We start from the raw sequence: 19,420 nt of genomic DNA, 5'->3' as shown, positions 1-19,420 counted from the left end.
CGATGCCGGCCGCGCCAACGAAGGCGCCGGTGCCCGCGGTTCGGCTGGGCAAGTCTTCCCGCGCGTCCGCACATCACACTCACTTCTTACGCGAACTCCCCCCATGCCTGGCTTCAAGACGTTCATTCGATTCGCCGCGGCCGCCACCCTAGCCGCCCTGCTCACCGCCTGCGGCGGCGGTGCCGCCGAGGACAACTCGGCGCCGCCCGCCAGCCCGCCCCCGGTCGTCGTGCCGGCGGACAGCGCGCCGTCCATCAGCACTGCGCCACTGAGCCAGAGCGTGCTCACGCCCGGCGCCGCCACCTTCACCGTGGCCGCCACCGGTACGGCGCCGCTGAGCTATCAATGGAAGCGCAACGGCACCGACATCGCCGGCGCCACCGCCGCCAGCTACACCACGCCGGCCACTGCCGTGGGCGACGACGGCGCCAGCTACACGGTGGTGGTGAGCAATGCCAAGGGCTCGGCCACGTCCTCGCCAGCCGCGCTGTCGGTCGCACCGGGACGGGTGCGCCTGTTCGCCAGCAGCTGGTTCGAGCCGGCCATCCGCATCACCGCCGATGTGCTGAGCAGCACCAACCCGGCAACGCCCGCCATGTTGACCGGTGGCGCTACCGGGCTGACCACCAGCAACGCGACGAACGACCTGGCCGTCGATGCATCGCGCGACCTCATCTACAAGGTGGACAGCGGCATCGGTGGCGCGATTGGCCGGGTCCAGGTCTGGGCGGATGCGGCCGCGCTGACGGGCGCGCTGACGGCGAGCCGCACCATCACCATCAAGGGAGCCACCGGTGGCAAAGCCATCGCGCTGGATGCCGCCGCCGACCGCATCTATGTGCTGGTCCAGACCGCCGCCGGCCGCCGGCTGGCCATTGTCAACCAGGCCAGCACCCGCACCGGCACGACCACGCCGGATGCTTTGGTGGACCTGGGACCGGCCTCCAGCGCGGGCGCAAACCGGATGCATCTGGACGTCAGCAACAAGCGCCTCTACCTCACCGCCAACAGCGAGCTCTATGTGTTTGACGGCATCGGCAGCGCCGCCAACGGCAGCGTGCTGACACCCGCGCGAACCGTGAGCTTCGCCGGCCTGAGCCTGATGGACGTGGCGGTGGACGCCACACACAACCGCCTGTACCTCGCATCGATGGACAACAACACCGTCTACGCCTTTGCCAACGCCTCGACCTTGAACGGCAGCATCGCCAACCCCGACCAGGCGGCAGCAGCGCGTTGGACGGAGACCCAGGCCGTCGGCGTGCTCGTCGACAGCCAGGACCGCGTCTGGTGGTGGGGCGACTCGGCCACCAAGGTGTCGATGTACGCCAAGGCCAGCACACTCAGCGGCCTGGTCACCAAGCCGGCCGACAAGGCGGTCGAAGGCGTCATCAAGTTCGGCTACGGCGTGCAGCTCTGGCTGTACTGATCAGCGCCCGGCCGTCGCAACAAACGAAACAGGCCCGTCCCAGGCTTGTAACGCGGCTGGTACGGCGGCTTTCGAGACTCCAGCCATCGCAGCGCAAGAGCGACGTCAACACCGCACAGCGCAGACCGGCGCAGCGAAAGCCGCAGGCAAAGAACGCACAGACGCTCGCTCGTTCGAGGCCCTTCAACCCTTCAGGAGCCCGCCATGAAGCACCTTCTTCAGCTGACCCTCGCCTCCCTCGCACTGGCTGCCGGCAGCAGCAGCGCCTTCGCCCAAGCCACCATCACTCACGACAGGGCTTTGGCCGGCAACGTGACGCCGGGCGACGCCGCCGGCTACCCGGTCACGCTTAGCCAGCCGGGACACTACAAGCTGATGGGCAATCTCGTCGTGCCGGCTGGCAGCACTGGCATCGTGATCACGGCTCGCGATGTGACGCTGGACCTCAACGGCTTCTCGATCCGTGGCCCCGTGTCCTGCACCGGGCCAATCGGCACCGGACAGATGTGCAGCCCGCAGGTCGCCCTGTCCAACGGAGTTCACATCCAAGCGGCTGCGACGAATGCGCAGGTTCGCAACGGCACTGTCGGCGGCTTCGGCAACCACGGGCTCCACACCGAGGCTGCAGGCAGATTCACGGATCTGACGCTGAACGACAACATCGCCAACGGGGCGTACGTGGTTGGGTCAACGGCTGGCGCCTTCTTCGAGCGCGTGCGCGCCGAACGAAACCGATACGCCGGATTCTGGCTCGGCCAGTCGGCCGTGCTGCTCAACGTGATGGCGATGTTCAACGGTGCCTGGGGAATCACTTCAGCAACCAGCGACTATGTCGTCAGCTACATCTCCGATTCGCTGGCACATGGGAACCACCTGCATGGCCTGCGCTTGACCAACTACGCCACGGCCGTGCTTCGGGGCAATACCTTCCTGTTCAACAACTCGGGCGGCGGCAACATGCTTGGCACACCGATTCCCGCTGGCGGGAACCACGAAGGAACAACCTTCTTCTGACTCGGCAGGCGCCACTGCGGCATCCAAACACGCTGAAACATTTGCAACACAGCGCCATCGGCCGCGAAACCGGCTTGACACCGGCGACCGGCACAGTGGCAGCCAGTTTCACTCGCGTCCGCATCCCGTCGCTACGGCTTTGCAAGCCAATCGCCCAGTCACTGATCCATCGATTCAACCCTCTTCGAGGTGCCCCATGGCCACGACATCCCTGATGAAGCAGCTCACGACAAGAAAGCCCCGCGCCGCCTGGCGTTCCCTCGCCGGCGCCTCCGCACTGGCGGTCGCTGCCGCGATGCTCGGCACCGCTGCCCCGCCGGCCCAGGCCGCCGCGGTGACCTACAGCTTCGCCGGCAGCGGAGACTGGAGCAGCGACGCCAGCGCCGCCAGCTTCAGCGGCAGCTTCACCTACAACAGTGCCGCCACACCTGCCATCAACAACGGCGTTACCGAAACCTACGCGCATGCCAGCGGCGGTGGCTGGGGCATGACGCTGAGCTTCATCGGCGGCGCCAGCTTCACGCTGGACAGCAGCCTCAACATCAATGTCAGCAACAACCTCGCCGGCTGGGATCGCATCGGTGCCCTGGCCAGCGACGGCACGCACAGCGCCAGCTTCGACCTGCAGGACTTCACGGCCGCCTTGCTCGGCGACATCAGTCTTAGCGCCCTGAACAGCGGCCTGACGCTGGCCAACTTCGACTGGAGCGACTTCCTTTTCGAGGACGGCAGCGACAGCTTCCAAGGCAGGCTCTCCGCCTTCGATTGCGTCTCCGGCTGCGTTGCCGGCGGTGGCGGTGGCGGTGGTGGCGGTGGTGGTGGTGGTGGTGGTGGCGGTGGCGGTGGCGGCGGCATCGGCGACAACAACGTGCCCGAACCCGCCAGCGCTGCCCTCGTGCTGCTGGCCCTGGGTGCTGCCCGGCTGCAGCTGCGTCGCCGCAACGACCGCAGCACACAGGCTTGAAGCCATGGCCGAGATCCGCCGTCCCCACGGCCAGCCGCAGCAGCATCCGGCCCGCGATCAGGCAGCGCACGACGGCCACCATGTCCATCCCTGGCTCGGCGCGGTCGTCGCCCAGGCGCTACGCCCGGCCGCAGCGGCGGTGCAAACCCAGGGCCAGGCCGCGCAGGCAGACGACTATCATCGGCCCGGCCGGCCGCTGTCCACGATGAACGCAACGAGCAATCCCTTCGCCAACCCGCTGGTGCTGGTCGTCGACGACGAGCCGGCGCTGCGCGAACTGCTGGGCGAGTATTTCCAGCGCCACGGCATGCGCGTCGCGCTGGCGGCCGATGCCACCGAGGCGCGCGCGTCCGTCGCCGCGCAGCTGCCGCAGCTGGCGGTGCTGGACGTCAACATGCCCGGCGAGAACGGTCTGTCACTGGCCCGCTGGCTGCGCGAGACGCAGCCCGGCCTGGGCATCGTGATGCTCACCACCGCCAGCGAGTCTGTCGATCGCGTCGTCGGGCTGGAGATGGGCGCGGACGACTACGTGCCCAAGCCCTTCGAACTGCGTGAACTGCTGGCCCGCGTGCGCGCGGTGCTGCGCCGGCTGCAGCCCGCCACTGCGACAGCAGCAGCGGCCGCACCGCTGGCACCTGAACCAGCGACGGCACCCGCCTCACGCCGCGTCGGCTTCGGCCGCTGCCAGCTCGACCTGGACCAGCGCCGGCTCTTCGATGCCGACGGCGAGGAGGTGCCGATCACCTCGGCCGAGTTCGACCTGCTGGCCCTGTTCGCGCGCCATCCCAACCGGCCGCTGAACCGCGACCAGATCATGGAGCAGGCGCACAACCGCGGCTGGGACGTCTACGACCGGAGCATCGACCTGCGCGTGATGCGGCTGCGCCGCAAGATCGAGCGCAACCCCGACAAACCGGAGGTGCTGAAGACGGTGCGCAATGTCGGCTATGTGTTCGTGCGCGCTGAATAGGGCCTCAGGCGCGCCGCAGCCCCCCGCAGCGGGACTGAGGCTTCGCCAGCGATGGTTTCCTCGGCTCGGACCTCGACCATGAACGACCTGCTCAACGCTGAACTGCTGCTGGCGCTGCTGGACGATGTCCCCTCGCGCGTGGTGCTGCTGAACGGCGATCAGCGCTATCTGTACGCGAATCGTGCCGCCCTGGAGTTCCTGCGGCTGCCGGCCGAGCAACTGATCGGTCGGTCCGTCGCCGACATACGCGGCGAGCACATCGCCGAGCGCAACCGCCCTGTGTTCGAGCGCCTTCGCAGCGGCGAACGCATCGAGTGGGAAGGCTGGGCCGAGTATGCCGGCGTGGGGCGACGCTACACCCAGGAATGGCTTGTGCCCTACTTCAAGGACGGCCGCATGCAACTCGTCATGGGCGTGGCGAGCGATCTCACCGAGCTGAAGCAACAGGCAGCCCAGACGCAGCTGGCTGAGCACCTGAAGACCGCCATCGTCGACAACGCGTTTGCCGCGCTGGTCACCACCGATGCCGAGGGCCGCATCGTCGAGTTCAACCCCGCTGCCGAGGCCATGTTCGGGCACGCCCGGCAGGCTGTCGTCGGTGTCCCGGTTGCCGAGGTGATGATCCCGCCCCGCTACCGAGAGGCGCATGCGGCAGGCATGGCGCGCATGGCCAGCGGCGGCGCACCCCGCGTGATGGGCCGGCGACTGGAGCTGCAGGCCTTGCGTGCCGACGGCAGCACCTTCCCGATCGAGATGGTGTTGTGGCGCACCGACGCGGCCGGCAGCATCTACTACACCGCGTCGATCCTCGACGTCAGCGAGCGGCTGCGCACGCAGGAGATCATCGAACGCCAGCGTGATGCCCTGCGGCAGAGCGAGAAGCTCACCGCCATGGGCAGCCTGCTGGCCGGCGTGGCGCACGAGTTGAACAACCCGCTGGCCATCGTGATGGGCCGCGCCAGCCTGCTCGAGGAAAAGGCAGCGGGCACGGCGCTGGAGGCCGACGCGCAGCGCATCCATGAGGCCGCCGAACGCTGCGGCCGCATTGTGCGCACCTTCCTGAACATGGCGCGCAGCAGACCTGCCGAACGTGTGCAAGTGGCGATCAACGACCTGGTGCGCGGTGCCACCGAATTGCTGAACTACGGCTTGCGCAGCCACGGCATCGAGGTCCAGCTCGAACTGGCCGAGGGCCTGCCGACAGTCATGGCCGAGTCGGAACAGATCGGCCAGATCCTGCTGAATCTGATCGTCAACGCGCAGCAGGCCATGGCCGGCGCGCCGCAGCCTCGCTGGCTGCACATCAGCTCCGGCGTCGAGGTCCGCCGCACGGACCGCGAGCCGCATGTCTGGGTGCGCGTCCAGGACAACGGGCCTGGGGTGCCGCAGGAGATGCGCGAGACCATCTTCGAACCCTTCTTCACCACCAAATCGGAGGGCATGGGCACTGGCCTGGGACTGGCCATGTCTCGCTCGATGGCGCGCGAGCATGGCGGAGAACTTCGCATCGAGGCCAAGCACCAGGGCAGCGGCGCCTGCTTTCGCCTGAGCCTGCCCGTCAGCGGGGCGCCGCTTCCCGCGCCACCTGTTGCCCCGCCGGCGCCGCTTGAGGAGGGGCGCGCCCGACTGCTGGTCATCGACGACGAGCCGGACATCGCCGCGCTGATACGCACCTTTCTGGAGGGCGCCGGTTACGAAGTGGCCACCTGCGAGTCGGGCGAAGTTGCGCTGGCCCTGCTGAAGGAAGCGCGCTTCGACGGCGTGATCTCGGACCTGCGCATGCCCGATCTGGACGGCGCAGGGTTCTTCAGGCAGCTGCGCAGCGACTGGCCCACTCTGGCGCAGCGCCTGCTGTTCGTCACCGGCGATACCTTGAGCCCAGGCGCACGCAGCTTCCTTGACGAGACAGGCAGCCTGAGCCTCGACAAGCCCTTCACACGGGGTGATCTTCTGGCACAGGTGCAGCGCATGCTGGACAGACCCGCGGCCTTGGCCACGCCAGGCTGAACCCGCCCTTGCTGCACAGAACTGAGCGCTCGGTCCTGGCCGCCGCCGTCTAGCGCCGCGGCGCGCTGCTGCCGCCGAGCAACAGGTGCCGACGCTCCTTGGCCTCGGCGCTCACGGCCGAGGCCAGCGCGCGGATGCGCGCATCCTTGCGCATGCCGGGGTGATAGACCAGGGCCAGGCGTGACGATTCAATGGGCGATTCCAGGGGCAGCTCCGACAGTCGTCCCGAGCGCACCGCGACAGCGTGCGGCAGCAGGCCGACGCCCAGTCCTGCCTCTGCTGCCTCGACCATGGACATCATCGTGTCGAACTCACCCACGCCGCGCGGCACGGCGACCTGGCGAAACAGCCACTGCATGGTCGTGAAACGGTGCCAGCGCTCATGCAGCATCAGCATCGGCCACTGCGCGATCTTCTGGCCGCGGCACTGGCTGGCCAGCTCCGGGGTCGCATAGGCGCCGTAGCCGAGTTGTCCCAGCGGCAGATCGACGACATCGTCGCTGGCCGGGGCGCCCAGACGGATCGCGGCATCGATCTCGAGCCGCGCCACGCTGCGCAGATCGGGTGCAACTGCGAGCGACAGCCGCAGACTGGGTGCGTCCTGGCGCAATCGGCGCAGCGTGGGCAGCACCAGCGGGCCGAGCAGCATGTCTGCGGTGCCGACGCGAAGCTCTCCCGCCAGCTCCGCGCTTTCGGCGCCCATCGCCTGCGCGGCGACGAGCAGGCGCTCAATCTCGCGAGCCCGCTCGCCCAGCTGGCGCCCCAGTGCCGTCGGCTGCACGCGGCCGCGCATGCGCACGAACAGGCGCCCGCCGAGCGCCGCTTCGAGCCGCTGCACATGGCGCCAGACCGTCGAGTAGTCGAGTTCAAGAGCCCGTGCAGTGGCTTTCAGGTTGCCCTCGGCCATGAGCGTGGCCAACAGGCGCAGATCGTTCCAGTCCATGTCGTGGCACCTCGTTCTTTATTGCACCAATGCAATATCAGATTGTGCACCTGCGCATTTACGGAGCCCCACCGCTGACGCCTGCTTGGTAAATTTCCTCGCACCGAGCTACCGCGCCGAGGACGCGTCCAATGAACAGCCCCCTCCATCTGTACGAGCACGAACTGTCGGGCAACTCCTACAAGGTCAGGCTCTTTCTCTCGCTGCTGAATCTGCCCTTCACCGCGCACCGGGTCGACCTGTTCGCTGGCGAAGGCCAACGGCCGGAGTACCTGGCCGTGAGCGAGCTGGGGCAGGTGCCAGCCCTTCGCGACGGCGACGAAGCCTTGCGGGACTCGCAGGCGATCCTGTTCTACCTCGCGCGCCGCTACGGGCAAGGCAAATGGATGCCCGAGGACCCGCTCGGTCAGGCACGGCTTGTCGCCTGGCTCTCGCTGGCAGCCAACGAGCTGGCCAATGGGCCGGCAGCGCTGCGCGTCGGCGCACGCTTCAAGCGCCCGATCAACGTCGAATGGGCCGCTGCCGTCACACGGCGGGCCTTCGGCCTGATGCAGGCGACGCTGGCCACCCAGCCCTGGCTGCTGCCTGGCGCTCATCCAAGCATTGCCGACATCGCCTGCTTTCCCTACACAGCGCTTTGCCATGAAGGCAACTTCTCGCTGCAGGACTATCCCGCCGTCATCGCATGGTGCGACCGCGTCCGCGCGCTGCCGGGCTTCGTTGGCATGGAAGGCATCTGAGCTCGTCGCTCTGCCGCCTGGCTGAACATGGACTCGAGTCGAACTGAGCCGAACTGCCGAACAGGAGCAGCGCCGTTCACCCGCGCAGCGCCGCTGCCAGGCGGTGGGCACACCCTGCTCATCACGACCGACGAGCAGGGGCGGATTACGAGCATGAACCGGGCGGCGGAGTCGCTGTTCGACTGCACGGCTTCTCAGGTTCTCGGCCACTGTGCGTCCGAGGCGCTGGTGCCGCGAGCGCATCGCGACGCTCTTCACCAGGCCCAGAAACTCAGCGCCATGGGCGGCCTGCTCGCCGGCGTAGCCCACGAGCTCAACAACCCTCTGGCCATCGTGATCGGCCGCGCCACGCTGCTGGAAGAGCGCGTGCGCGGTTGTGCGACCTTGCAGACCGAGACGCTGCAGACCGAGGCGCGACAGGTGCGCGAGGCTGCGGAGCGTTGCGGCCGTATCGTGCGCACCTTCCTCGATCTGGCACGCAAGAAGCCTGCCGACCGACGTGCCGTGCAGCTGAACACGCTGGTGAACGCGAGCACCGAACTGCTTGCGTACTCCTTGTGCAGCCACGGGGTGACCATCGAACTGGAGCTCGACGAGCACCTGCCGGAGATTCAAGCCGACGGCGATCAGCTGGGACAGGTGTTGCTGAATCTGCTGGTCAATGCGCAACAGGCGCTGGAGAGCCGGACCGATGGCGAACGAAAGATCCGCGTCTGCACCAGCAGGGAAGAAGGTCCGCACAAGACCGAGCGCGTGTGCTTGAAGGTAACCGACACCGGACCCGGCGTGCCAGCGGAACTGCGCGAGCGTGTCTTCGAACCTTACTTCACGACCAAGACGAACGGCCGCGGCACGGGGCTGGGACTGTCGTCATCGCGAGCCATCGCTCGCGAGCATGGGGGCGAGCTCCGGCTGGCGAGCCAGACCGTCGGCTGCGGGGCGAGCTTCGTGCTGGAGTTGCCGGTCGGTCAGATGGAAGGACGTCAGGACGCGGCGACAGCCGCGGCTGCGCCAGCTGGGACAGCCTCGGCACGCTCAGGGCGAATTCTGGTCGTGGATGACGAGGTGGCACTCGCGCAGATGGTGGGCGAGATGCTCGAGAGCGCCGGCTACGAAGTCAGCACGGCGCGGACAGGGCAAGAGGCGCTGGCGATCCTGGCAGCAGACGCCATCGACGCCGTGGTCAGCGATCTGCACATGCCAGGGATGGATGGGGCGGCGCTGTGGGCTCGGCTCAGCAGCCAGCAGCCAGCGCTCGCGCGGCGCATCCTGTTCATGACCGGCGACGCCTTGTCGTCGGTGTCGGCTGCCTTCCTTGCTCGAAGCGGCTGCTCGACACTCAGCAAGCCTTTTCGCAAGTCAGAGCTGATGACCCAGGTCGACCGTCTGCTCCAGGGCTGAGCATGCACAGCTCGCCGCAGGCTCCAGCTGACTGCTGATGCCCACCGCGGCACACTGGGAGCCTCGCGAGCGCGGCGACTGGCGGGCTCAGCCGAGCGCTGCCACCACCTCCGGCGGCGCCTGCACCAGCTCGATCAGCACGCCTTCGCCGCCGATGGGGAACTCGTCGTTGCTCTTCGGGTGGATGAAGCAGATGTCGTAGCCGGCCGCACCCTTGCGGATGCCGCCGGGAGCGAAGCGCACGCCGTTGGCGCTCATCCACTCCACCGCCTTGGGCAGGTCGTCCACCCACAGGCCGACGTGGTTGAGCGGCGTGGCGTGCACGGCCGGCTTCTTCTCCGGGTCCAGCGGCTGCATCAGGTCGACCTCGACCTTGTGCGGGCCGCTGCCGATGGCGCAGATGTCTTCGTCGACGTTCTCGCGCTCGGAGACGAAGTTGCCGGTCACCGTGAGGCCCAGCACATCCACCCACAGCTTGCGCAATGCGGCCTTGTCCGGGCCGCCGATGGCGATCTGCTGGATGCCGAGGATCTTGTAGGGCTTGGCTGTCATGACCTGACCCTCACTCGAACTTCATGATGGGCTGATCGACCGCAAGGCTCTCGCCCACCTTGGCCAGCACCTCAGCCACCTTGACGTCCTGCGTGGCGACGAGGATGTTCTCCATCTTCATCGCCTCAATCACCGCCAGGCGCTCGCCGGCCTGGACGATCTGGCCCGGCTGTGCGGCGATCGCGACCAGCAGACCCGGCATCGGCGAGAGCAGCGACTTGCTGGTATCGGGCGGCGCCTTGTAGGGCATCAGCGCGGCCAGCTCGGCAGCGCGTGGCGACAGCACCGTGACCTCGATCGCCGTGCCGTTGTGGCTGACGCGGTAGGCCAGCGGTTTCTTCAGCGTGCCGCGCTCGGCCTGGGCGGTGAAGGGCTTGCCGTTGACCGTGCCGGTCAGGCGGATGTCGTTCAGGCGCGAGGCGCAGCAGATGTCGTAGCTCTGCTCGTCCACCCAGACACGCGCTTCACCTTTATGGCCGGCGTACTCGGCCACATGCACCTTGTGGCGGCGCGTCTTGCCCTGGCCTTCGTTGACGATGGCGACATAGTCGCTGTCGATGCGCATCTCGTGCCCGGGCAGCTGGCCGCTGATGCCGGCGGCGCGCTCGCGCGTCTTGCGGCGGATGAAGGCGGCCAGCGCGACCAGGAAGGCCGGATCCTCGTGCGGCACGTCCTCGGCACGGAAGCCGCCGCCATAGTGCTGCGCGATGAAGCCGGTGTTGAAGTTGCCGGTGACGAAGTCCGGGTGCGCCAGCAGCGCGGCCTGGAAGGGAATGTTGGAGCTGATGCCGCGGATCACGAAGCCGTTGAGCGCCTCGCGCATCTTCGCGATCGCGTCGTTGCGATCCTTGCCGTGCACGATGAGCTTGGCGATCATCGAGTCGTAGAACATCGGGATCTCGCCGCCCTCGTAGACGCCAGTGTCCACCCGCACGCCGCCGAAGCTGCCCGCCGCGTAGCTGGCGCCGACCAGCGTCTCGCTGCCCTGCTCCAGGTTCGCCTCGGGCGGCTGGTACTTCACCAGGCGGCCGGTCGAGGGCAGGAAGTTGCGGAACGGGTCTTCCGCATTGATGCGGCACTCGATGGCCCAACCTTCACGTCGGATGTCCTGCTGCTTGAACGCGAGCTTCTCGCCGGCGGCCACGCGGATCATCTGCTCCACCAGGTCCAGGCCGGTGATGCACTCGGTGACCGGGTGCTCCACCTGCAGACGGGTGTTCATCTCCAGGAAATAGAAGTCCTGGTTCTTGCCGACGACGAACTCCACCGTGCCAGCGCTCTGGTACTTCACCGCCTTGGCCAGCGCCACGGCCTGCTCGCCCATGGCCTTGCGGGTGGCGTCGCTGATGAAGGGGCTAGGGGCTTCCTCGATCACCTTCTGGTGGCGGCGCTGGATCGAGCACTCGCGCTCATGCAGGTAGACCACATTGCCGTGGCTGTCGCCCAGCACCTGGATCTCGATGTGGCGCGGCTGCTCGACAAACTTCTCCATGAAGACGCGGTCGTCGCCGAAGCTGTTGCGCGCCTCGTTACGGCAGGAGCTGAAGCCGTCGAAGCATTCCTTGTCGTTGAAGGCCACGCGCAGGCCCTTGCCGCCGCCGCCGGCGCTGGCCTTGATCATCACCGGGTAGCCGATCTTCTTGGCGATCTCGACAGCTTCCTCGGGCGAGAGGATGGGCTCGTTGTGACCAGGGATGGTGCTGACCTTGGCTTCGTTGGCGAGCTTCTTCGAGGCGATCTTGTCGCCCATCGCCGCGATGCTGTAGTGCTTGGGGCCGATGAAGACGATGCCTTCTTCCTCGCAGCGGCGGGCGAAGTCCTCGTTCTCGGACAGGAAGCCGTAGCCCGGATGCAGGGCCTCGGCGCCGGTCGCCTTGCACGCGGCGATGATCTTGTCGGCCACCAGATAGGACTCGCGGCTGGGTGCCGGTCCCAGCAGCACGGCCTCGTCGGCCAGCTCGACGTGGCGGGCTTCCTTGTCGGCCTCGGAATAGACGGCCACCGTCTTGATGCCGAGCTTCTTGGCGGTCTTGATGACGCGGCAGGCGATTTCACCCCGGTTCGCGATCAGGATCTTCTTGAACATGTTGCTATCTCCTTGGGTCCCGATCACAGAGGAATATTGCCGTGCTTGCGCCACGGGTTTTCCAGCTTCTTGTCTTTCAACATGGTCAACGAGCGGCAGATGCGCTTGCGCGTCTCGTGCGGCTGGATCACGTCGTCGATGAAGCCGCGCGCGCCGGCGACAAAGGGGTTGGCGAAGCGGGCCTTGTACTCGGCCTCGCGCTTGCTAAGCTTCTCGGGGTCGCCCTTGTCCTCGCGGAAGATGATCTCCACCGCGCCCTTGGCACCCATCACCGCGATCTCGGCATTGGGCCAGGCGAAGTTGACGTCGCCACGCAGATGCTTGGAGGCCATCACGTCATAGGCGCCGCCATAGGCCTTGCGCGTGATCACCGTGACCTTGGGCACCGTGCACTCGGCATAGGCGTAAAGCAGCTTGGCGCCGTGCTTGATGATGCCGCCGTACTCCTGGCTGGTGCCGGGCATGAAGCCGGGCACGTCGACGAAGGTGATCACCGGGATGTTGAAGGCATCGCAGAAGCGCACGAAACGCGCTGCCTTGATGGAGCTCTTGATGTCCAGGCAGCCGGCCAGCACCAGCGGGTTGTTGGCGACGATGCCCACCGTCTGGCCTTCCATGCGCGCCATGCCGATGACGATATTGGCCGCGTAGTCGGGCTGCAGCTCGAAGAAGTCGCCGTCGTCGACGACCTTCAGGATCAGTTCCTTGATGTCGTAGGGCTTGTTCGGGTTCTCGGGCACCAGCGTGTCCAGCGAGTAGTCCAGGCGGCTGCCGGGGTCGCCGCTGGGACGCACCGGCGGCTTCTCGCGGTTGTTCAGCGGCAGGTAGTTGAAGAAGCGGCGCAGCATCAGGATGGCTTCGACGTCGTTGTCGAAGGCCAGGTCGGCCACGCCGCTCTTGCTGGTGTGCGTCACCGCGCCGCCCAGCTCCTCGGCCGTGACTTCCTCGTGCGTGACCGTCTTCACCACCTCGGGGCCGGTGACGAACATATAGGACGAGTCCTTCACCATGAAGATGAAGTCGGTCATCGACGGCGAGTACACCGCGCCGCCAGCGCAGGGACCCATGATCATGCTGATCTGCGGGATCACGCCCGAGGCCATCACGTTTTTCTGGAACACGTCGGCATAGCCGCCGAGCGAGGCCACGCCTTCCTGGATGCGGGCACCGCCCGAGTCGTTCAGGCCGATCACCGGCGCGCCGACCTTCATCGCCTGGTCCATCACCTTGCAGATCTTCTCGGCATGCGTCTCGGAGAGCGCACCGCCGAAGACGGTGAAGTCCTGGCTGAAGGCAAAGGCCAGGCGGCCGTTGATCATGCCGTAGCCGGTGACCACGCCGTCGCCGGGGATCTTGTTGTCGGCCATGCCGAAGTCCACGCAGCGGTGCTCGACGAACATGTCCCATTCCTCGAACGTGCCTTCGTCGAAGAGCAGCTCCAGGCGCTCGCGCGCGGTCAGCTTGCCCTTGGCGTGCTGGGCGGCGATGCGTTTCTCGCCGCCGCCCAGGCGCGCCAATGCGCGCTTTTCTTCGAGCATCTTCTGAATGTCATGCATGGTGGTCTCCAAAGAATCGGGTCAGCAGCTCGCGGGCTGCGGTCGAGGGCGCGAGCCGGCCTTGCAGCACGCGCTCGGTGGTCTCGGGCAGGACGGCGCGCACCGCGCTCGCTTCCTGGAACTCATGTTTCAGCCCGGCCTGGATGCGCTCCCACATCCACGCCAGCGATTGCTGCTGGCGCTTGGATTCGAAGCGGCCATTGGCCTGCTGCGTGTCCTTGAACTTCGCCACCTGCGCCCAGAAGCGGTCCAGCCCTTCGGACTTCAGTGCCGAGAGCTGCATCACCTGCGGGTGCCAGATGGACGTGTCGTGGTGCGCATGGTCCGGGTGGCCGTGCAGGCCGTAGAGGCGCAGGCTGGAGGCGATCTGCGCCTGCGCGCGCGTGGCCGCGGCAGCGTCGAGGTCGGCCTTGTTGATCACCACCAGATCGGCGAGCTCCATCACGCCCTTCTTGATCGCCTGCAGGTCGTCGCCGGCATTGGGCAGCTGCAGCAGCACGTACATGTCCGTCATGCCGGCCACCGCGGTCTCGCTCTGGCCGACGCCAACGGTCTCGACGATGACGATGTCGTAGCCCGCGGCCTCGCAGACCAGCATGGCCTCGCGCGTCTTCTCGGCCACGCCGCCGAGCGTGCCGCTGCTCGGGCTGGGGCGGATGTAGGCACGCTCGTCCATCGACAGATGCTCCATGCGAGTCTTGTCGCCCAGGATGGAGCCGCCGGACACGCTGGACGAGGGATCGACGGCCAGCACCGCGACGCGGTGGCCCTGCGCGATCAGGAACAGGCCCAGCGCCTCGATGAAGGTGCTCTTGCCCACGCCCGGCACGCCGGAGATGCCCAGGCGCAGCGAGCGGCCGCTTCTGGGCAGCAACTCGGTCAGCAGCGCATCGCCCTGCGCGCGGTGATCGGGCCGGCTGCTTTCCAGCAGCGTGATCGCCTTGGCCATCGCGCGGCGCTGGCGCGGGCCCGGGCCGGACAGGATGGACTGCACGAGCTCGGGCCAACTCGGTGAGGTCATGACGGGCTACCGCTGTCGGAGCTGATTCAGGACGCCGCGCCGACCGCCTTGCGGATCTGTTCCAGCACGTCCTTGGCGCTGGCCGGAATCGGCGTACCCGGGCCGTAGATGCCCTTGACGCCGGCCTCATAGAGGAACTCGTAGTCCTGCTGCGGGATCACGCCGCCGACGAAGACGATGATGTCGTCGGCGCCTTGCTTCTTCAGCTCGGCAATGATGGCCGGCACCAGGGTTTTGTGACCGGCGGCCAGCGTGGAGATGCCCACCGCGTGCACATCGTTCTCGATCGCCTGGCGGGCGCATTCCTCGGGGGTCTGGAACAGCGGGCCCATGTCCACGTCGAAGCCCAGGTCGGCGTAAGCCGTGGCCACCACCTTGGCGCCGCGGTCGTGCCCGTCCTGGCCCAGCTTGGCGATCATCACGCGCGGGCGGCGGCCCTGTTCGTCGGCAAAGGCCTTGATCTCGTCCTGCAGCTTGGCCCAGCCCTCGGCGGAATCGTAAGCAGCGGCATACACACCGGTCACCTTTTGCGTATCGGCGCGATGGCGGCCATAGACCTTTTCCAGCGCGTCGGAAACTTCGCCCACCGTGGCGCGCAGGCGCACGGCCTTGATGCTGAGGTCGAGCAGATTGCCCTGGCCGCTCTGCGCTGCTGCGGTCAGCGCGTCCAGCGCGGCCTGCACCGCGGCATTGTCGCGCTTGGCCTTGATGTCCTTGAGTCGTGCGATCTGGCTGTCGCGCACCTTGACGTTGTCGACGTCGAGGATGTCGATCGCATCTTCCTTGGCCAGCTTGTACTTGTTGACGCCGACAATCACGTCCTTGCCCGAATCGATGCGCGCCTGCTTCTCGGCAGCGCTGGCCTCGATCTTCAGCTTGGCCCAGCCGCTGTCCACCGCCTTGGTCATGCCGCCCATCGCATCGACTTCCTCGATGATGGCCCAGGCCTTGTCCGCCATGTCCTGGGTCAGCGACTCCATCAGGTAGCTGCCGGCCCAGGGGTCGATGACCTTGGTGATGTGCGTCTCTTCCTGGATGATCAGCTGGGTGTTGCGCGCGATGCGGGCGCTGAACTCGGTGGGCAGCGCGATCGCTTCGTCCAGCGAGTTGGTGTGCAGGCTCTGCGTGCCGCCGAACACCGCGGCCATCGCCTCGATGGTCGTGCGCACCACGTTGTTGTAGGGGTCCTGCTCGGTCAGGCTCCAGCCCGAGGTCTGGCTGTGCGTGCGCAGCATCAGGCTCTTGGGGTTCTTGGCATTGAAGCCCTTCATGATCCGGCACCACAGCAGACGCGCAGCGCGCATCTTGGCGATCTCCAGATAGAAGTTCATGCCCACCGCCCAGAAGAAGCTCAGGCGGCCGGCGAAGTCGTCGACGTCCATGCCCTTGGCGATGGCGGTCTTCACATATTCCTTGCCATCGGCCAGCGTGAAGGCCAGCTCCAGCGCCTGGTTGGCGCCCGCTTCCTGCATGTGATAGCCCGAGATCGAGATCGAGTTGAACTTGGGCATGTTCTTGCTCGTGTACTCGATGATGTCGCCGATGATCTTCATCGACGGCTCGGGCGGGTAGATGTAGGTGTTACGGACCATGAACTCCTTGAGGATGTCGTTCTGGATGGTGCCGCTCAATTTGTCCTGGCTGACGCCCTGCTCTTCGGCAGCGACCACATAGCCGGCCAGCACCGGCAGCACGGCGCCGTTCATCGTCATCGAGACCGAGACCTTGTCCAGCGGGATGCCGTCGAAGAGGATCTTCATGTCCTCCACCGAATCGATCGCCACGCCCGCCTTGCCGACGTCACCGGTCACGCGCGGATGGTCACTGTCGTAGCCGCGGTGCGTGGCCAGGTCGAAAGCCACCGAGACACCCTGCCCGCCGGCGGCCAGCGCCTTGCGATAGAAGGCATTGCTTTCCTCGGCGGTCGAGAAGCCCGCGTACTGGCGGATGGTCCAAGGACGTACCGCATACATCGTGGCCTGCGGGCCGCGCAGGAAGGGCTCGAAGCCGGGCAGCGTGTTCGCGTAGGGCAGATTCGCCGTGTCCTCGGCCGTGTACAGCGGCTTGACCGTCAGGCCTTCGGGGGTCACCCAGTTCAGCGCCGACACATCGCCGCCGGGGGCGGACTTGGCGGCGGCCTTGTGCCATTGCTCCAGCGTGGCCTGGGCGAATTCGTTGCTGGGATTGGGCTTGTTCGGCGTCTGCGACATGGGAGGAACTCCTGAGATCGCGGCATTCTAGCCCATTTGTCATTCATAATTATGAATGCAAGCCGACTACAATAAGGGTCGAAACAGCCCTGCTCCGTCGATGAACGCCACCGCCTCAACCGCCGCGCCGCTCGCCCCACGCGCCCTTTACCAGGAAGTGGCGGAACAGCTGCGCCAGCGCATCTTCGGCCGTCAGCTGGAGCCCGGCGCCTGGATCGACGAGCTCAAGCTGTGCCATGAGATGGGCATCAGCCGCACGCCGCTGCGCGAGGCGCTGAAGGTGCTGGCCGTCGAAGGCCTGGTGACAATGAAGGTGCGCCGCGGTGCCTATGTCACCGAGATGAGCGAGCAGGACGTGCGCGAGGCCTACCAGTTGCTGGCGCTACTGGAAAGCGACGCCGCCGCCAATGTGGCACGGTCGGCCAGCGAGGCAGCGCTGGCCGAGCTCAACACCCTGCACGCAGACCTGGAACGTCAGGTCGAGCAGCGCGATGCCTTCTTCGCCACCAACGAGCGTTTCCATATGCGCTTGCTGGAGATCGAAGGCAACCGCTGGCGCCAACAGATCGTCACTGACTTGCGCCGTGTGATGAAACTCAACCGCCACCACTCGCTGTTCAAGCAAGGCCGCCTGGCGGATTCGCTGGCCGAGCACCGCGCGCTGATGCAGGCCATGCTCAGGCGCGACGGCGCGAAGGCCGCGCAGTTGATGCGCGAGCATTTCGACAACGGGCTGGCGGCGGCGACGACGGCGCCCTGACTGCGGCGGACTGACTGCAGCCGCTCTACTGCAGCGGTTTGGTGCAGCACTGCGGCCCGGGCAGCGGGCGGGTTCAGGTTCGGCGGTCGCCCCTGCGGGCCGACTCCCTTGCGCTGCTCGCCGCGCCGGGTCGGCGCCAAACTCCCGCCGCTCGCTAACGCTCGCTCTGGTCAGACAGTGGCGCCGAGTCAGTGCTTGAAGCGCGCTTCGCGCGCACCCGGCGCAGTTGCGCTGCTCAGCGCCTCACATTCACCCTGCCGCTGCCCGGGCCGCAGTGCCGGACGAACGAGTACTGGCACGAACTCGTGGCGCGCCACCATGCTGCCAGGCGGCGGCTCGGCCCGCTGCCGGGCGACTTCTGCACGGCCGAGAGCGCAGCGTAGTGGGCCGGGCGCGCGCAGCGCGCTTCAACACCTGACTGGGCGCGGTTGTCCGAGCGCAGCGAACCGCAGGTGAGCGTAGCGAGTTCTGCGCCCCCGGCCCGCGTAGCGAGCACCGAGGGCAGTCGGCCCGCCGGGCCGACCCGTGCAGCAGGAGCCCGGCAGCGGGCCGAGCCGCCGCCAAGCCTCACACATGGCATGCCCCGGCAATCAACTCCGCCAAACGCTGCTCAACGCCGCCACCGCCTCCGGAATCGGATAGTGATGATTCCCCACGAACAGGCTGTTCTTGTCCAGATACTCGGCATTGCGCAGCGAACCGTGGATCTCGTGATCGAAGTACTGCACCACGGTGTTCTTGGCAAAGTTGCCGGCCACTACCGGACGGCACTCGAAACCCGCCTCGCTGAGCGCCGCCACCAGAGCCTTGCGATCGCGTCCCACGCCGGGCTTGATGGTCAGCGCGAAGCCGAACCAGCTGCTCTCGCCCAGCTCGCGCTGGATCATCAGCCGCGGGTGATCGGCAAAGGCGGCCTGCAGCGCCTGGCCATTGGCGCGGCGCTCCTTGATCAGCCCGGGCAGGCGCTTGACCTGCTCGATGCCCAGAGCGCCAGACAACTCCAGCGGCCGCAGGTTGTAGCCCGGCAGCACGAAGCGGAAGCTCTCCTCGAAAGGATCGTCGCTCTTCGTGCCGCAGACATGGTTGTGCTTGGGCAGGTTGCGCGTCCAGCCATGGGCGCGCAGCGAGAGCATCACGTGATAGAGCTCCTCGTCGTCGGTGACGACCATGCCGCCTTCCATCGTCGAGATATGGTGCGAGAAGAAGCTGCTGAAGCTGCCGACCACGCCGAAGGTGCCGGTCTGCTTGCCGCCGAAGGTCGCGCCCATCGACTCGCAGTTGTCCTCCATCAGCACGATATCGCGGCCGGCGACCATGTTGCGGATCGCGTCGAAATCGTTGGGGTTGCCCAGCAGGTTGACGATCATGATCGCGCGGGTGCGCGGACCGATCGCCGATGCCAGCGCCTCGAGGTCGTAGTTCAGCGTCTCAGGGTCGATGTCGACGAACTTCAGCCGCAGGCCGTATTGGTGCAGCGGGTAGTAGGTGGTCGGCCAGGACACCGCCGGCACGATGACCTCGTCGCCGCGCTTCAAGCGCAGCTTGTCGTTCTTCGTGTAGCACAGCGCGGCGATCATCAGCAGATTGGCCGACGAGCCCGAATTGACCATCACGCAGTGCTTGGAGCCGGTGAAGCGCGCGAAGTCGCGCTCGAAGGCCGCGACCTTCTCGCCCATCGTGAAGTGGCCGCTGGCGATGACGCCGGCCATCGCCGCATACTCCTCGGCGCCCCAGGACGAAGTCGCGAGCGGGAACTGGTAAGTCATG

At 66.9% G+C, this 19,420-nt stretch carries 15 protein-coding genes; 8 read left to right on the top strand and 7 right to left on the bottom strand.

The window, feature by feature from the left end; all coding sequences use genetic code 11:
• Positions 1-103 precede the first annotated feature (103 nt).
• The 5 genes from AC2EBS_RS03860 to AC2EBS_RS03840 all read left to right on the top strand — a co-directional run bounded on the left by AC2EBS_RS03860 (position 104) and on the right by AC2EBS_RS03840 (position 6,384).
• The gene (locus tag AC2EBS_RS03860; protein WP_484727054.1) at positions 104-1,429 is read left to right on the top strand and encodes an immunoglobulin domain-containing protein; all 1,326 of its coding nucleotides are present in this window, start codon (positions 104-106) and stop codon (positions 1,427-1,429) included.
• 204 nt (positions 1,430-1,633) lie between these two features.
• A complete protein-coding gene (locus AC2EBS_RS03855; RefSeq protein ID WP_484727053.1) occupies positions 1,634-2,443 on the top strand; it encodes a NosD domain-containing protein in 810 nt (269 codons plus the stop codon).
• Positions 2,444-2,639: 196 nt separating this feature from the next.
• Positions 2,640-3,407: a hypothetical protein gene (locus AC2EBS_RS03850; RefSeq protein WP_484727052.1), complete on the top strand. Its 768-nt coding sequence runs from the start codon at positions 2,640-2,642 to the stop codon at positions 3,405-3,407.
• A 4-nt stretch (positions 3,408-3,411) separates the two neighbouring features.
• Positions 3,412-4,377: a response regulator gene (locus AC2EBS_RS03845; RefSeq protein WP_484727051.1), complete on the top strand. Its 966-nt coding sequence runs from the start codon at positions 3,412-3,414 to the stop codon at positions 4,375-4,377.
• 78 nt (positions 4,378-4,455) lie between these two features.
• Positions 4,456-6,384, top strand: coding sequence for a hybrid sensor histidine kinase/response regulator (locus tag AC2EBS_RS03840; RefSeq protein WP_484727050.1), 1,929 nt, complete (start codon positions 4,456-4,458; stop codon positions 6,382-6,384).
• Positions 6,385-6,433: 49 nt separating this feature from the next.
• Here AC2EBS_RS03840 and AC2EBS_RS03835 read toward each other — a convergent pair whose 3' ends face one another.
• On the bottom strand, positions 6,434-7,327 hold the full coding sequence (locus AC2EBS_RS03835) for a LysR family transcriptional regulator (protein WP_484727049.1): 894 nt from the start codon (positions 7,325-7,327) through the stop codon (positions 6,434-6,436).
• A 131-nt stretch (positions 7,328-7,458) separates the two neighbouring features.
• Between AC2EBS_RS03835 and AC2EBS_RS03830 the strand changes: the two genes are divergently transcribed.
• Both AC2EBS_RS03830 and AC2EBS_RS03825 read left to right on the top strand, forming a co-directional pair.
• Entirely contained in the window at positions 7,459-8,067 is a 609-nt protein-coding gene (locus tag AC2EBS_RS03830) for a glutathione S-transferase family protein (RefSeq protein WP_484727048.1), read from the top strand.
• A gap of 27 nt (positions 8,068-8,094) precedes the next feature.
• Entirely contained in the window at positions 8,095-9,468 is a 1,374-nt protein-coding gene (locus AC2EBS_RS03825; RefSeq protein WP_484727047.1) for an ATP-binding protein, read from the top strand.
• 87 nt (positions 9,469-9,555) lie between these two features.
• On the opposite strand, the gene AC2EBS_RS03820 is transcribed toward AC2EBS_RS03825, so the two are convergent.
• The 5 genes from AC2EBS_RS03820 to scpA are packed head-to-tail and all read right to left on the bottom strand — an operon-like array spanning position 9,556 to position 16,893.
• Entirely contained in the window at positions 9,556-10,020 is a 465-nt protein-coding gene (locus AC2EBS_RS03820) for a VOC family protein (RefSeq protein WP_484727046.1), read from the bottom strand.
• A gap of 10 nt (positions 10,021-10,030) precedes the next feature.
• Entirely contained in the window at positions 10,031-12,106 is a 2,076-nt protein-coding gene (locus tag AC2EBS_RS03815) for an acetyl-CoA carboxylase biotin carboxylase subunit (protein ID WP_484727045.1), read from the bottom strand.
• A gap of 23 nt (positions 12,107-12,129) precedes the next feature.
• Positions 12,130-13,662: an acyl-CoA carboxylase subunit beta gene (locus AC2EBS_RS03810; RefSeq protein ID WP_484727044.1), complete on the bottom strand. Its 1,533-nt coding sequence runs from the start codon at positions 13,660-13,662 to the stop codon at positions 12,130-12,132.
• Complete coding sequence (meaB, locus tag AC2EBS_RS03805; protein WP_484727043.1) at positions 13,655-14,683, bottom strand: methylmalonyl Co-A mutase-associated GTPase MeaB; 1,029 nt, start codon at positions 14,681-14,683, stop codon at positions 13,655-13,657. The genes AC2EBS_RS03810 and meaB overlap by 8 nt, the downstream gene beginning before the upstream one ends.
• Positions 14,684-14,709: 26 nt before the next feature.
• Positions 14,710-16,893 (bottom strand): methylmalonyl-CoA mutase, encoded by a 2,184-nt coding sequence (gene scpA / locus AC2EBS_RS03800; protein ID WP_484727042.1) that lies wholly within the window; start codon positions 16,891-16,893, stop codon positions 14,710-14,712.
• Positions 16,894-16,993: 100 nt separating this feature from the next.
• On the opposite strand from scpA, the gene AC2EBS_RS03795 reads away from it, so the two are divergent.
• The gene (locus AC2EBS_RS03795) at positions 16,994-17,653 is read left to right on the top strand and encodes a GntR family transcriptional regulator (protein WP_484727041.1); all 660 of its coding nucleotides are present in this window, start codon (positions 16,994-16,996) and stop codon (positions 17,651-17,653) included.
• A 590-nt stretch (positions 17,654-18,243) separates the two neighbouring features.
• Here AC2EBS_RS03795 and AC2EBS_RS03790 read toward each other — a convergent pair.
• Positions 18,244-19,419, bottom strand: a complete 1,176-nt coding sequence (locus AC2EBS_RS03790; protein WP_484727040.1) for a DegT/DnrJ/EryC1/StrS family aminotransferase — start codon at positions 19,417-19,419, stop codon at positions 18,244-18,246.
• Position 19,420: the final 1 nt, after the last annotated feature.

It is taken from the genome of Roseateles sp. T103, assembly GCF_057219915.1.
Note: the sequence above shows the minus strand (reverse complement) of the source record. Positions and strands in the feature narration are given on the sequence as shown.

Bases quoted from the DNA above. Each gene is read 5' to 3' on its own strand.
- AC2EBS_RS03860 (WP_484727054.1), top strand. From the start codon at position 104: ATGCCTGGCTTCAAGACGTTCATTCGATTCGCCGCGGCCGCCACCCTA.
- AC2EBS_RS03855 (WP_484727053.1), top strand. From the start codon at position 1,634: ATGAAGCACCTTCTTCAGCTGACCCTCGCCTCCCTCGCACTGGCTGCC.
- AC2EBS_RS03850 (WP_484727052.1), top strand. From the start codon at position 2,640: ATGGCCACGACATCCCTGATGAAGCAGCTCACGACAAGAAAGCCCCGC.
- AC2EBS_RS03845 (WP_484727051.1), top strand. From the start codon at position 3,412: ATGGCCGAGATCCGCCGTCCCCACGGCCAGCCGCAGCAGCATCCGGCC.
- AC2EBS_RS03840 (WP_484727050.1), top strand. From the start codon at position 4,456: ATGAACGACCTGCTCAACGCTGAACTGCTGCTGGCGCTGCTGGACGAT.
- AC2EBS_RS03835 (WP_484727049.1), bottom strand. From the start codon at position 7,327: ATGGACTGGAACGATCTGCGCCTGTTGGCCACGCTCATGGCCGAGGGC.
- AC2EBS_RS03830 (WP_484727048.1), top strand. From the start codon at position 7,459: ATGAACAGCCCCCTCCATCTGTACGAGCACGAACTGTCGGGCAACTCC.
- AC2EBS_RS03825 (WP_484727047.1), top strand. From the start codon at position 8,095: ATGGACTCGAGTCGAACTGAGCCGAACTGCCGAACAGGAGCAGCGCCG.
- AC2EBS_RS03820 (WP_484727046.1), bottom strand. From the start codon at position 10,020: ATGACAGCCAAGCCCTACAAGATCCTCGGCATCCAGCAGATCGCCATC.
- AC2EBS_RS03815 (WP_484727045.1), bottom strand. From the start codon at position 12,106: ATGTTCAAGAAGATCCTGATCGCGAACCGGGGTGAAATCGCCTGCCGC.
- AC2EBS_RS03810 (WP_484727044.1), bottom strand. From the start codon at position 13,662: ATGCATGACATTCAGAAGATGCTCGAAGAAAAGCGCGCATTGGCGCGC.
- meaB (WP_484727043.1), bottom strand. From the start codon at position 14,683: ATGACCTCACCGAGTTGGCCCGAGCTCGTGCAGTCCATCCTGTCCGGC.
- scpA (WP_484727042.1), bottom strand. From the start codon at position 16,893: ATGTCGCAGACGCCGAACAAGCCCAATCCCAGCAACGAATTCGCCCAG.
- AC2EBS_RS03795 (WP_484727041.1), top strand. From the start codon at position 16,994: ATGAACGCCACCGCCTCAACCGCCGCGCCGCTCGCCCCACGCGCCCTT.
- AC2EBS_RS03790 (WP_484727040.1), bottom strand. From the start codon at position 19,419: ATGACTTACCAGTTCCCGCTCGCGACTTCGTCCTGGGGCGCCGAGGAG.